The 13488-nt window shown below is 39.1% G+C and carries 12 protein-coding genes; 7 read left to right on the forward strand and 5 right to left on the reverse strand.

Annotation, left to right across the window (positions count from 1 at the left end):
* Positions 1-49: 49 nt before the first annotated feature.
* From A3Q34_RS02795 to A3Q34_RS02805, 3 genes are read right to left on the reverse strand one after another with little or no spacing between them, the layout of a single operon-like run.
* Positions 50-1375, reverse strand: a complete 1326-nt coding sequence (locus tag A3Q34_RS02795; protein WP_070373959.1) for a magnesium transporter — start codon at positions 1373-1375, stop codon at positions 50-52.
* A 41-nt stretch (positions 1376-1416) separates the two neighbouring features.
* The gene (locus A3Q34_RS02800; RefSeq protein ID WP_070373960.1) at positions 1417-2229 is read right to left on the reverse strand and encodes a magnesium transporter MgtE N-terminal domain-containing protein; all 813 of its coding nucleotides are present in this window, start codon (positions 2227-2229) and stop codon (positions 1417-1419) included.
* Between the two features lie 29 nt (positions 2230-2258).
* Positions 2259-3128, reverse strand: coding sequence for a mechanosensitive ion channel family protein (locus A3Q34_RS02805; protein ID WP_070373961.1), 870 nt, complete (start codon positions 3126-3128; stop codon positions 2259-2261).
* Positions 3129-3448: 320 nt separating this feature from the next.
* Between A3Q34_RS02805 and A3Q34_RS02810 the strand changes: the two genes are divergently transcribed.
* Complete coding sequence (locus A3Q34_RS02810; protein WP_070373962.1) at positions 3449-4510, forward strand: DUF21 domain-containing protein; 1062 nt, start codon at positions 3449-3451, stop codon at positions 4508-4510.
* 201 nt (positions 4511-4711) lie between these two features.
* Here A3Q34_RS02810 and A3Q34_RS02815 read toward each other — a convergent pair whose 3' ends face one another.
* Positions 4712-5059: a hypothetical protein gene (locus tag A3Q34_RS02815; RefSeq protein WP_070373963.1), complete on the reverse strand. Its 348-nt coding sequence runs from the start codon at positions 5057-5059 to the stop codon at positions 4712-4714.
* Between the two features lie 323 nt (positions 5060-5382).
* On the opposite strand from A3Q34_RS02815, the gene htpX reads away from it, so the two are divergent.
* Both htpX and A3Q34_RS02825 read left to right on the forward strand, forming a co-directional pair.
* On the forward strand, positions 5383-6252 hold the full coding sequence (htpX, locus tag A3Q34_RS02820) for a protease HtpX (protein WP_070373964.1): 870 nt from the start codon (positions 5383-5385) through the stop codon (positions 6250-6252).
* Between the two features lie 14 nt (positions 6253-6266).
* On the forward strand, positions 6267-7985 hold the full coding sequence (locus A3Q34_RS02825; RefSeq protein ID WP_197517644.1) for a SulP family inorganic anion transporter: 1719 nt from the start codon (positions 6267-6269) through the stop codon (positions 7983-7985).
* A 102-nt stretch (positions 7986-8087) separates the two neighbouring features.
* Here A3Q34_RS02825 and A3Q34_RS20335 read toward each other — a convergent pair whose 3' ends face one another.
* Positions 8088-8249 (reverse strand): hypothetical protein, encoded by a 162-nt coding sequence (locus A3Q34_RS20335; RefSeq protein WP_157470768.1) that lies wholly within the window; start codon positions 8247-8249, stop codon positions 8088-8090.
* A 330-nt stretch (positions 8250-8579) separates the two neighbouring features.
* On the opposite strand from A3Q34_RS20335, the gene rimK reads away from it, so the two are divergent.
* From rimK to A3Q34_RS02845, 4 genes are all read left to right on the forward strand, one after another.
* Entirely contained in the window at positions 8580-9506 is a 927-nt protein-coding gene (gene rimK / locus A3Q34_RS02830; RefSeq protein WP_070373965.1) for a 30S ribosomal protein S6--L-glutamate ligase, read from the forward strand.
* A gap of 347 nt (positions 9507-9853) precedes the next feature.
* Entirely contained in the window at positions 9854-10948 is a 1095-nt protein-coding gene (locus tag A3Q34_RS02835) for a zinc-binding metallopeptidase family protein (RefSeq protein WP_070373966.1), read from the forward strand.
* Between the two features lie 71 nt (positions 10949-11019).
* Complete coding sequence (locus A3Q34_RS02840; RefSeq protein WP_070373967.1) at positions 11020-12474, forward strand: circularly permuted type 2 ATP-grasp protein; 1455 nt, start codon at positions 11020-11022, stop codon at positions 12472-12474.
* 2 nt (positions 12475-12476) lie between these two features.
* Positions 12477-13397, forward strand: a complete 921-nt coding sequence (locus A3Q34_RS02845) for an alpha-E domain-containing protein (protein ID WP_070373968.1) — start codon at positions 12477-12479, stop codon at positions 13395-13397.
* Positions 13398-13488 lie beyond the last annotated feature (91 nt).

The raw sequence follows: 13488 nt of genomic DNA on the forward strand, positions 1-13488 counted from the left end.
GTGAATTAAGCCTAGATGAATAAATTATACAGGGCTAAGTAATCATGACCTAACCCCTTGGTAACATATCTGAGAGTAATAAGGCGATGCCCAAAAATGACATAAAACCAGCAATATCGGTTATTGTCGTCAATACAATGGATGAAGACTGAGCGGGATCCATACCTAATTTTTTCAGTAAAATAGGCACCACTGCACCGGCACTACCGGCAATAACCAAAGAAGAGACCATTGCCAAAGCGATAACTATTGCTAACCCAAGCGATTGGCTCCACAAATAGACAGCGATAGAACAAGTCACCGCCGTTGCCAAACCGTTAAGCAAGCCTGTCGCCATTTCTTTCATTAAAACCTGACGCCACTGTTTAGTCGTTATCTCACGGAGTGTTAAACCGCGCATAGTTACCGCTAATGCCTGAGCTCCTGCATTACCCGACTGACCGGCAGCAACAGGTAACAGAATAGCTAATGCGGTAACCTCAGAAATCAAACCTTCAAATGCCCCCACCACGGCCGCTGCAGCAAAGGCGGTAAGTAAATTTATTTGTAACCAAGGCATGCGCTTTTTCACCGCGAACCAACTCGTTGATAACGCCCGTTCGTCTTTGCTAACACCCACCATAGTCTGCATATCACTGGCCAAGTCTTCTTTAGTCGTTTGGTAGACATCAAAGAACCTGATAAAGCCTAATATTTGCTGATGAGCATCTAAAACAGGTATTGCTCGGCAGCGATAGCCCTCAAATTTTTCAATAACTAGCTCTTTGCTATCCAGTGCATTGAGGGTCGTTTTAACCGGTTTAGCTAAAGAAAGTAATGTCGTATTTGCATTGGCTTTGAGCAAATCAGCAATATCGACCTCACCCACTAATATTTGATCGTTATCTTGAATGTACATAACATCTTGACCACTAAACGCTCTTTGTTTTAATGCATTCAATGCTTGGCTGGCCTTTAGATCCTGATAAAACACATTAACCTGACGATTCATCAATCGAGCAGCACTATTAACAGGATAAATAAGTAGTTCTTTAAGGTCGTCTACCAATGCGGTACTTAATTGCTTAAAAATTCTATCTTGCTGCTCATCAGATTGCCTACTAATCAGTGCTGCTGCCAAGTGACTATCCATATGACTTAACAAGTTATTGGAGTATTGCTCACTCAGTTGACAAAAAATGCTGTCAGCAGCACCTGGAGGAATATATTTCCAAAGTCCTAAGGTTGTTATCACTGTCTGTTGTTCCAACAACTCGGCGGCATCTTCTATCGCAAATGTTTCTAGATATCGAGCGCTTTTAAGTGGATAGTTAAGCAAAAACGCCTGACTTAATAGCTGAGTCGTTTCTTTAACACTTTGTTGTGCTGATAACATAGGTATTCTCCAGATAAATAAGCCAAAGGTGAGTCATTTGGCTATTTAGTGTTAATAAATAATTCAGATAATGAGCGAAGCGTATAACCATAAGCATCGGTGACTTCCCACGATAAGGACGGTGGCATAGTCGTCACTTTTTCATTTCGTGCGATGAAAGCTCGCAAATCGTAATGACGCAAAATACCAATAAACTCTTTCTTACGATTAATCACCGCAATGGCGTCAGTTTTTTGCCAAATATCGAGTGCTAAAACGGTACTGACGTCTGATAACCCATTAACCGTGTCAACGTGCTTATTAACTAACGCTGAAATACGCGTTGCAGACGCGGCATGTAATAGGTCAAAAACTGAGACTTTACCCACTATTTTTCGCTTGCTGTTAACAATCAATACTTCGTGACTATCAAAGTAGCTTTGTTTTTTAACACGCAGTATTGCTTCTGCTACCGTCATTTGACTGTCGATGACTAAGATATTGGTTTCGATTAATGCACCGACAGTGTTTTCAGGATAACTGATCAGTAATTTACACAGAGCTCGCCGGCTTTTGGGGATTAATTCAATTAAACGCTTTCTCTCTTCAACACTTATATAGCGTAAAATAGCGGCAGTATCTGCTAATTCAATCGTTTCAAAAAGAGCATAATTAAAATCATCCTCGGTTAAAACAAGCACTTTCGCTGCAGCACTGGGTAGCATCGCGCAAATGACTTTTGAGACCACTGAGATAGGAACTTCTTGTAATATTTCTGCCGCACTCTCTGCGCTAATAAGGTCGAGTTTGCGCGCTGCAGCAAGTGGTTCTTCATTAAAGAAATGAATAGTGATTTTTAGATTGTGATTAGCCATTAAAATTCGCCTTTCTATAACCACTTAACTTATGACTGAGTTGTTGCTGATGTTGACTTACATTCAACAATAACAGCCACACCCGCTTTGTTTTCCATACAAACACGGGCAGGGATAAACACACGTCCGTCTTCAGTTTCTACCAGTAGCATAGTGGGGGTTATATCAATCAATATTCCTTCAACATCGGCTATTCTAAGATATTCGTTGAGCCTAAAATAACGTTTGGCTTGTCTTGCGGCAATAATATTGGCAACAAATACCTTGCTGCCAAGACCAAACGCAAGTGCTAGTCCAAATAATAAAACCCCAACCACGACGATAATAAACGTAGTGATAAATTGGATATTAATGCCGAGTTGTTCAATACCAACCACTAATGCAACAAAGAATATTGAAAACTTAGCAAGATTGCCTAGAGACGTAGCTTGACTAAATGAAGAGGCTTCTGCAGCACTTTCAGTCATCACACCAACAATATTCCCCAAAAGGTAACCGACCATTACAATAAATACTGCAGCTAAAAACTGCGGGAAGTATCCAAGCACAGTACTTAACCATGAAGAAAAAAAGTCGAGCCCTAAACTCGATGTTGCTGCAGCAATAAAAAATAGCATAACCACCCAAAAGATGGTTTTACTAATAACCGCTGCATGAGAAGATTTAATCTCGGTCACTGCTGTTATAGCCGTTTCTCTAGCGACTTTTTGCCATATACGACTAATAAATTTTAGGATTGTTAATGTTAATTTGCTCGATAGCCAAGCAATGGCCCAACCTAATAGAATAAGAAATAATGCCCCAATCAGTTGCGGAACATGCAAGACTAAAGTGTTATTTAATTGCTCATAGCTTGACGATAAAGCGGTTTGCCAATCATGGTGGTTTTGAGTGGTCATTCTCGGTTTCCCTTTAGAGTTAGCGCGATTGAAATATTTGGGTAAACATAACGATAATAATATAGACGTATGATGATAAAAATTGGTCACACCCAAATAACTATTTTTCATAAAGTTTTTCATTTAGGTAATAATCAAATAGCCGCACAGTAAAAATCAATCGTCTTACTCAATAAAAATGTGACTTATATCGCTTTTTTTTCGTCTATATGGATAGCTGCGCGTGATAATTATCGCTAAGTAAAATTTTATTGTCCGTGCTAGTCCATTTCACCTGCATAAACGTGCTATTGCACTTAACTAACTTTAGAGAGTTCAACATGACATACGACATAATAATCTGGCTAGGCATTGGGTTTTGTATTACTCAATCTGCCATTTTTTCTGGATTAAACTTAGCATTTTTCAGCCTAAGCCGACTGCAATTAGAGGTAGAAGCAAAACAAGGCAACAAAAATGCAATTATTATCTTATCTATGCGCGAAGATTCAAACTTTTTACTCTCAACCGTGCTTTGGGGTAATGTTTCTATCAATGTTTTACTGACTCTGCTTTCTGGCTCGGTACTCGCCGGTATATACTCATTCTTATTTTCAACCATAGTGATTACTTTTTTAGGTGAGATTATTCCTCAAGCTTACTTTTCGCGTAACGCTCTCCAAGTTGCCTCAAAATTAACACCCGTTATCAAGGTTTATCAAATATTACTCTTTCCGGTTGCCAAGTTAACCGCTTTAATTCTAGATGGATGGTTAGGAAAAGAAGGTATTACCTACTATCGAGAAAAACAACTTGCCGCAATTATAAAAGCGCATATCGACTCAGATGATTCCGATATGGAGCATGTACAAGGTCGTGGCGCACTCAATTTTCTACAAGTTGAGAACATCACCGTTTTTGAGGAAGGCGAACTACTCGACCCTGCCAGTATAATTAGTATGCCGAGCAAATTAGACTTCCCCATATTACCGGCATACGGTAGTGCCGAATTCAAAGACTTTATCAGCGTAGTTAATAACTCTGGACACAAATGGGTATTGATACAAAGTGAAGCCGGTGTACCTTTATTATTGTTAGATGCAGATGGATTTGTTCGCGCAACAACACAAGAAAACAGCCCTATTGACCCTTACGAGTTTTGTCATCGCCCCGTTATTATTCGCGATCCAAAATGTACCTTGGGCGAAGCGATGAACAAACTAAAATCAGTACATGATGCTGAACCAACCTCAGACGACGTTTTACATACTGATGCTATTATCGTTTGGACAGACTTACCTCACCGTATTATTACCGGCGCTGACATCTTAGGTCGCTTGTTAAAAGGTATAGGGCAAGCACAAAACATCTCGGTAAAAGTAGTACCGCCTACTTCGCCTTAAAAAGACGTTACAAACTATTTATTATTTATTATTTATTTATTTAAAAGAAGATTAATAAAGTAGCAAGGGATTAAAAACCGAATAAGACCATAATATATGAGCTAACGTTTTTAATCCCTTATATAAAAGGTAGGACTATTTAGCCTGCCACTAGATTACAGACTCAAAAACAATTGGTGACTCTCTAATCAAAAAATGTCATTACTTGCGCTGAAGATGAAGAACTAACCGACCTTTGTGCCAGTACTCTACGAAGTTAGCTTGGGTCTGAAGTCTATCAGACCAGATATCGTTACCACGAAAACCTTTTGATTGAAGATCAACACTGCCATTAAACCACGGACGATATAGATCTTTATCTTTACTTGAAATTCGTATAATTATTTCATCAGCAAGATTAGCGGCTGCCAGTTTAATCCAAATATTTTCTTCCTCAGCGCGAATATCTTTCACTAAGTTTGTATCTTGCACTAGCACGTTGAATATATTTTGTGCTGCGTGAACAGGAGCTACCATGACAATAGCCATCAATAAAATTAAAGCTTTCATATTTTTCCTTTAAATGTTTTTGTATATTTAATCATGTGATCATAATTTTCCACCTCTCTCTAGACTCATGAAAGTAAAATAAAGTCACATTAACCGTAAACACAAAAAAATCATTGATCATGCAGACAGAGTAAAACCTAAAACCAGTCAGCACCTCACTTATTTTGAGTCTAAATAAAACACCTGAATAAATTTTTAGCACTTCGCTTATTATCAATAAATATACTTTGATTACTTGCCTACTATTTGATTAAATTACTTTGTGACTATTTGACTAACAGCCTTGTCTATAAAGGCATTATTACAAAATGAAGAGATGAACAATGAGAATTTTACTATTTTTGGCCACTAACATTGCCATTATGATAATTTTGAGTATTACCTTTAGTTTATTTGGTATTGAAGGCTTGTTAGCAGAAAATGGTGTCGACCTTAATTTTCAATCATTGCTCATTTATGCCACGGTTATCGGCTTTAGTGGTTCGTTTATCTCCTTGTTTATTTCTAAGTTTATGGCGAAAAGAAGTATGGGCGTCGAGGTTATCGTGACGCCAAGTAATCAAACCGAGCGTTGGCTACTCAAAACAGTACAAGAACAAGCCCTTAAAGCCAATATTGGCATGCCTGAAGTCGGTATTTTTAATCATCCTTCACCCAACGCTTTTGCAACCGGTTGGAATAGAAATAATGCCTTAGTCGCGGTAAGTACCGGCTTATTAAGTCACATGAGTCAAAATGAGGTAGAAGCGGTTCTTGCTCATGAAATAAGCCACGTTGCCAATGGCGACATGATGACAATGACACTTCTGCAAGGGGTGTTAAATACCTTCGTGGTGTTCTTATCACGCATTATCGGTCATGTGGTAGACCGCAATGTATTTAACGTAAAAAGTGGTCACGGACCTGCCTTTTGGATTGTCTCATTAGTTTCTCAACTCGTATTGGGCTTATTAGCGACTATGATAATGATGTGGTTTTCTCGCTATCGAGAATTTAGAGCAGATGAAGGTGGTGCAAGGCTTGCGGGTCGACAAAATATGATTGCCGCACTCAGTAAACTAGAGCAACTACAAAACTTGCCCCAGCTACCGAAAGAAATGTCAGCTTTTGCCATTAGCTCAAGTAAGATGAGCGCACTTTTTTCGAGTCATCCGCCATTAGCAAAACGCATAGCATCGCTGAGCAATAAATAAATAAGGGAGCTCTTGTGTTGTCACGTTTGTATGATTTTATGCCAGGTTTAAACACCTTATTTAACTATGAAAGAAGTTGGTTTGCTGATGATGTTAAAGCGGCATTATCGGTTGCAGCTGTTGCTTTACCGGTTGCTATAGCTTATGCACAACTCACCGGAGTGAATGCTGTTGTAGGTTTGTACTCCTGTGTATTACCTATGATGGTATATGCATTATTTGGGACCTCTAAGCAGTTAATTGTCGGTCCTGATGCGGCAACTTGTGCAGTTATTGCGGCACTGATCACCCCTTTAGCCGCCGGCGACAGTACTAAGCATTGGCAATTAGTAATTACCATGACAGCGATGACCGGTTTTTGGTGCATTCTGGCCAGTCGCTTTAAGCTTGGTGTATTGGCTGACTTCTTGTCTAAACCTATTTTAATGGGACTGTTAAATGGTGTTGCTATAACAGTTATTGTTGGTCAATTTTCTAAAATATTTGGTTTTACTTTTGATGAAAGGTATCTGCTTGAACGTTTGGGCGGAGTCCCTGATTACTTAGCACAAACACATTTCCCAACATTAACTATCGCCTTACTCACCCTGGCTATTTATTTTGGTATGAAACGCCTAAAGCCCAATTGGCCGGCATCAATGTTTGCCATTACGTTCGGTGCAGCCTTAGTATGGCTTTTTAAATTAGAGCAGTTTGGTATAAAAACCATTGGCGTTGTCGAGGGGGGCTTACCCTTATTTCAAACACCTGAATTTAATGTCGGTGTTATTCGTGAGCTTGTTATGCCAGCACTTAACTTAGCGATAATAAGTTTTGTTAGTATGATGCTCACCGCTCGCAGCTTTGCCGCAAAAAATGGCTATGATGTTGATGCAGACAAAGAATTTATGGCCTTAGGTATTGCTAATTTAGCGTCGGCTCTATCACAAGGGTTTGCCGTCAGTGGCGCCTCTTCTCGCACCGCTGTCAATGATGCCAATGGCGGAAAAACCCAATTAGTCTCTATTATAGCCGCAGCCATTATTGCAATTATTGCTATTTTCTTTACTGCACCCCTTGAATTTATTCCCAGTGCCGCCTTGGGGGTTGTCTTGATTATTGCTTCTGTACACTTACTAGATCTAAAAATGGTCTGGAAACTCAGACTAAAAGACCGACAAGCATTTTACTTAACCTTAACCACTTTATTGGCGGTGTTATTTATTGGTGTTATTCCCGGTATTACCCTTGCTGTATTACTAGGTTTATTCCAATTTATTAGGACGGTAATGCGCCCCACCGACCATATACTCGGTGTTGATATCAACGGTGTAGTACGAAGTTTAGATGCCAGTGATAAGGCAAAAGCGGTGGACGGTATTTTTATTTATCGTTTTAATTCACCCTTAACTTACTTTAATTCTAGTTTCTTTAAACGCCGATTGTTAGAACAATATGCCAGACAAAAAGATGACATTGAGTGTGTAATTATTGATGCGGTGCCGTGTTTTACTCATTTAGACTTAAGTGTGATGGCGATGCTATCAGATTTAGAGGTTATTTTTAGAAAGCGCGGGGTTCGCCTTGAGCTTGCTGGCAGAAAAAGACAGTTGTTGGCGTGGTTTGAAAAAGCAGAGATTAAATCAGGTCACGAAGGAATTTATGTGCATTCTGATTTGTATTTAGCCTTGAGAATGAACCAACGCAAACCAATCACCGAAACCGTCAGCAGCGCAGAAGAAGTGATGTTTTAGCGGAAAATAATGCCATGTTATTTATGGTGAGTCTGCAATAAATAGCATCACTCAATATGATAAGTAAAAAGCCTGTTTAACAAAGATTAAACAGGCTTTTTATTAAGGGTTACGCCATGACTTAGACTTGACCCCGTCCTCTGATTTCATTACACAATCAACAGCTAATAATTCATTAATATCAACGAAAGGGCTAGCGTGCATGGTAATAATGTCAGCAACTCTTCTGATTTCAAGTGTTCCTAAACGCTTTGATATAGCCATTAAATCAGCCGCGTTAACCGTCGCTGATTTTAAAATTTATTGTGATGTCATATCGGCTATATACCTATCATTAAAGGCTCGCGGCCAATTCAACACAAGCCATTGAATTGGTTGTTTTATAAGGCTACCCCAAAAGAAGACGGTGCTTTATCATCGCTCTACAATATATGCTTTACTTATCAGATGAAATTTAAAATGGTCATATTGACTATGCACAATAAAATTGAGCTTATTTACCACCTTTGTCAAAAAAACTTTTATTTTTTGTGACTATTTAGTAAACAGTCTAGTCTATAGACTATTGTTCTTTATAAAAACAGGAAATCAAACATGAAAATAGCCATCTTATCTAGAAACAAGAAGTTGTACTCGACTCGCCGTTTAAAAGAAGCGGGTGAAGCGCTGGGTCACCAAGTTGACGTTATCGATACACTGCATTGTTATATGGATATCACTAGTGATAGATCTGTTGTGCGCTATAAAGGTAAGGAGCTGCCACAGTACGACGCTATTATACCGCGTATTGGCGCATCAATTTCTTTCTATGGCACCGCGGTGGTCCGTCAATTTGAAATGACCGGTGCTTTTAGTGTCAATGAATCTGTAGCAATTAGTCGCTCTAGAGACAAGTTACGCTCTATGCAACTTCTGTCAAGAAAAGGCATCGGCTTACCAAGAACCGGCTTTGCTAATCGTCCTGATAACGTAAAAGATTTAATTAAGAACGTTGGTGGCGCACCTTGCGTGATTAAGTTACTTGAGGGTACACAAGGTATTGGAGTCGTACTTGCTGAAACAACTAAATCAGCAGAAGCGATTGTTGAAGCATTTATGGGTTTAAATGCTGATATCTTAATTCAAGAGTTTATCAAAGAAGCCGGTGGTGCTGATATTCGATGTTTTGTCGTTGGAGACCGTGTTGTTGCCGCAATGAAGCGTCAAGGCGCCGAGGGTGAATTTAGATCAAATTTACACCGCGGTGGTTCAGCGGTACTCGTTAAGCTTACCCCAGAAGAAAGAGCAACGGCCGTATCGGCAGCAAACATTATGGGGCTAAACGTTTGTGGTGTTGATTTACTGCGCGCCGAACGTGGCCCTGTTGTCATGGAAGTTAATTCTTCGCCGGGTTTAGCCGGTATTGAAGCGGCGACTGAAAAGGATGTTGCCACCATGATCTTCAAGTTTATTGAGAAAAAGTTTATTGAGAAAAATGCTAGCGCTAAATCCAATCGAAATCGCACCCAAGGTAAAGGGTGATCTCCACGTTTAATCTCGATAATTTAGGGTCGTGACAGCCGATATTTCAGTCTTCACGACCACAACATTCTCTGCGTTCACTCAATACAGGTCAATGCACTGAAATACCGCATAACTTTAAAGTAATGATAAGAATATGTACGGTTTTCTGCCTTCAAACCAACGACAAAATGAGCAGTCGTTGGTTTGTATACATAATCACAAGAATGCTTACTAGCCTATGGCTTAGACGTTTTCTATCATTCAAAAACAAGATAAAAAGCTAACTTTACAATGAATATTGTGTATGATTAATTTAATAAAATTTTTTATTTGATGACCTCTTTCACATTCTTCTGGAATTACTATTGAAAACATTTACTTGTCAATGTGGCAAAATTTTACACTTCGCAAATAGCCAGTGCGTTGCCTGTGGTGTAATGCTTGGATTTTTACCTGATGATTTAAAGTTAAGTGCGTTAACACCGCATAATCAAAGTCAAAAATTAGGATTGTACCAAGCAAACAACGGTCGTTTGTATCGACAATGTAAAAATTATTGGCAATACAGCGTATGTAATTGGATGGTGCCAATTGAGGATCACAATGAACTTTGTCCATCATGTCGTTTAAACACCACCATTCCAAACCTAAATGATGAAGAAAACATTGGCTTGTGGTTCAACATGGAGCAAGCGAAACGTCGGCTACTTTATACTCTGTTTAAATTGAGTCTACCGGTAGTGGATCGCCATACAGATGCTAAAAGTGGTCTGGGGTTTGCGTTTTTAGAAGATGAGCTTGAAGACGAATATGGTAATGAGCTCACCATTAAAAACTATGTACTTACCGGCCACAATTCCGGGTTAATTACTCTTAATTTAAATGAAGCACTGCCGAGCGCAAGAATGGAAATGCGCGAAAAGATGAATGAGAGTTACCGGACGCTTATTGGGCATTTCAGGCATGAATCTGGACATTATTATTGGGATCGCTTAATTAAAAACTCTGATCGCGTTATCGAATTTAGACAACTATTTGGTGATGAGAATATTAGCTATAAGCAAGCAATGGATAATTATTATCTCAATGGCCCAGCAGCTAATTGGCAAAATGTTTGGATCAGTGCTTATGCCAGTATGCACCCTTGGGAAGATTGGGCTGAGACATGGGCACATTACCTACATATGGTCGATACCTTAGAAACAGCCAGTAATGTTGATCTAAGTATTTCAGGTCACCAAGTTTTAAACCCACTGGTAAAAAACGCTCATGTCGATAAAGATTACACCGCCATCAGCTTTACCCAACTCTTTAATGATTGGTGTCGGCTAACCGTCGCTCTCAATTCAATTAACCGTAGTATGGGTCTTGATGATGCTTACCCTTTTGTAATTTCAATCACGGCCTTAGATAAATTACGCTTTGTTCATGAAACCATTAAATATGAAAGTTTTACATAAAATTCAATAATTTGATTCTGTTAGTAGACAATACTGCTTACTAACAGCATCAACTAAAGAAAAGGTGCTAAATGACTATTCGTTGGGACAATTATAATGTTACGAATTTACATGATGAATTAATTGAAGACACTGATAAACCTAGGTACTTTGCCGATGATCTCTGCCGCTACTTAAGTGACTTAACGCTTAAAGATATTACCGAAGTAAAAGCAGCCGCTGATTCAGCCATCCATACAATGGGGATCAGCTTTAGAATATACAACGATGAAGAAGGATCTATTGATAGAGCTTGGCCATTTGATGTTATTCCACGCCTTATTGATAAAAAAGAATGGCAAGGTATAGAAATTGGTCTAAAGCAAAGGGTTAAAGCATTAAATCTATTTATTAATGACCTTTATAATGAACAAAATATTATTAAAGACGGTATATTTCCCGCTCATTTATTAGAAAAATCAAAAAACTTTTTACCGCAATGTCGTGGTTTTACACCGCCACTAGGCATTTGGGCGCATATTTGCGGCTCAGATCTCGTTAGAGACAATGACGGTAAGGTTTACGTATTAGAAGACAACCTTCGTGTGCCATCAGGTGTTTCATACATGCTAGAAAATCGCCATGTAATGAAACGTGTATTCCCAGAGATGTTTGAAAAATACAGCATTTCACCTGTTGATGATTACACTTCAGATCTATATGACATGCTCGCAGAATTGTCGCCACGCGACATACCAGAGCCAGAAATCGTCGTATTAACCCCAGGTATTTACAACTCTGCTTATTTCGAACATGCTTATCTTGCTCAACAGATGGGTGCAGAACTTGTTGAAGGTAACGATTTAGTCGTCGATGAAAACGATGAAGTTTTTATGCGTACTATTGAAGGATTAACACGTGTTGATGTTGTGTATCGTCGAATTGATGACGCCTTTTTAGATCCCGAAGTATTTGATCCCGATTCTACGTTAGGTGTTCCCGGTATTATGCGCGCCTGGAAAGCAGGTAAAGTCGCTTTAGCGAATGCTCCCGGTGCTGGCGTGGCGGATGACAAAGTCGTTTACGCTTTTGTTCCAGAAATAATTGAATATTATCTCAAAGAAAAACCCATCTTGAACAATGTGCCTACCTACAAATGTATTAATGAAGACGACAGACAATTCGTCTTAGATAACATTGCCGATATGGTGGTAAAACCCGCCAATGAATCCGGTGGATATGGCATGTTAATCGGCCCTCATGCTAAACCTGAAGAGCATGAAGCCTTTAAAAAACTGATCATTGCCGACCCACGTAATTATATTGCTCAACCTATGCTTATGTTATCAACAGCACCGACTATGGTAGGTACTGAAGTAGAGCCAAGACACCTTGATTTACGCCCCTTTATTTTAAGTGGTAAAAACATTTCGGTCACTACTGGCGGTTTAACCCGCGTTGCCTTAACAAAAGGTTCAATTGTGGTTAACTCATCACAAGGTGGTGGTAGTAAAGATACTTGGATTGTTGATATGGAGGGAGAATAAGTATGTTATCTCGTGTTGCAAATAATATTTTTTGGTTGGGGCGTTATCTTGAGCGTGTAGAAAACACGGCTCGTTTGGTTAATGTTAATGCTAATTTACTGCTTGATTTACCCAAACATATTAAACTGGGCTGGGAGCCTATTGTTGATATTATCTCAGAGCGTGAAGAGTTTTATCAAAGTTACGATATTGCTAGTGAAGCAAACGTGGTTAACTTCATTATAGGTGATGTTGACAACCCTAGTTCGATTAGTAGTGCTTTACATGCCGCGCGTGAAAATGCTCGAACCATACGCGAAATCATTCCACGTGAGGCTTGGGAACAAATTAATGCCTTGTATTTATTTGCTAAAGAAAATAAAGAAGAAGCGTTAAATAGACGTTATCGTTATGGTTATTTGAACAAGATAATTTTAGCTAATCAGGCAATTACCGGTTTATTAGCTGGCACTATGACACATGATGAAGGCTATGATTTTTTACGCTTGGGTCGTAACCTTGAGCGTGCAGATATGACCACACGCATTATCGATGTACGCTCTGCCTCGTTATTACTCAATATCGAAAATGAGCAAGCAACCTTTGATAACCTTCAATGGATGAGCGTATTAAAGACACTCACCGCCTATCAAATGTATCGTCGGCATATGCGTTTAAGAATAAATCGTAAAGATGTTTTACGATTTTTACTGCAAGAAGAAAAATTTCCTCGCTCATTAAGTCATGCCTTACAACAAGCTGAGTTTTGTTTGGCACCCTTACCGAATAGCGAAGCAGCGATCCGTTTAGTTAAGTCTCTTAAAGCAAAGCTTAAACAGGCCAAACCAGCTATGTTGACACAAAGTGAGTTACATGAATTTATTGATGATATTCAAAAAGGTATCAATGATATTCACAATAAAACCACTGAAACATATTTTTAAAACAATCACTTTTGCTGTGATAACACCACAGAGCTGTCTAATAAACGTTAATATTATGACCAAGCCGCCCTATTAAGGCGGCTATTTTTTT

The sequence above is a fragment of the Colwellia sp. PAMC 20917 genome (genome assembly GCF_001767295.1).
Taxonomy (GTDB): domain Bacteria; phylum Pseudomonadota; class Gammaproteobacteria; order Enterobacterales; family Alteromonadaceae; genus Colwellia_A.

What these genes read in the sequence shown, in the direction of transcription:
- A3Q34_RS02795 (WP_070373959.1), bottom strand. Translation starts at nt 1,375, where the DNA reads ATGTTATCAGCACAACAAAGTGTTAAAGAAACGACTCAGCTATTAAGT.
- A3Q34_RS02800 (WP_070373960.1), bottom strand. Translation starts at nt 2,229, where the DNA reads ATGGCTAATCACAATCTAAAAATCACTATTCATTTCTTTAATGAAGAA.
- A3Q34_RS02805 (WP_070373961.1), bottom strand. Translation starts at nt 3,128, where the DNA reads ATGACCACTCAAAACCACCATGATTGGCAAACCGCTTTATCGTCAAGC.
- A3Q34_RS02810 (WP_070373962.1), top strand. Translation starts at nt 3,449, where the DNA reads ATGACATACGACATAATAATCTGGCTAGGCATTGGGTTTTGTATTACT.
- A3Q34_RS02815 (WP_070373963.1), bottom strand. Translation starts at nt 5,059, where the DNA reads ATGAAAGCTTTAATTTTATTGATGGCTATTGTCATGGTAGCTCCTGTT.
- htpX (WP_070373964.1), top strand. Translation starts at nt 5,383, where the DNA reads ATGAGAATTTTACTATTTTTGGCCACTAACATTGCCATTATGATAATT.
- A3Q34_RS20335 (WP_157470768.1), bottom strand. Translation starts at nt 8,249, where the DNA reads ATGGCTATATCAAAGCGTTTAGGAACACTTGAAATCAGAAGAGTTGCT.
- rimK (WP_070373965.1), top strand. Translation starts at nt 8,580, where the DNA reads ATGAAAATAGCCATCTTATCTAGAAACAAGAAGTTGTACTCGACTCGC.
- A3Q34_RS02840 (WP_070373967.1), top strand. Translation starts at nt 11,020, where the DNA reads ATGACTATTCGTTGGGACAATTATAATGTTACGAATTTACATGATGAA.
- A3Q34_RS02845 (WP_070373968.1), top strand. Translation starts at nt 12,477, where the DNA reads ATGTTATCTCGTGTTGCAAATAATATTTTTTGGTTGGGGCGTTATCTT.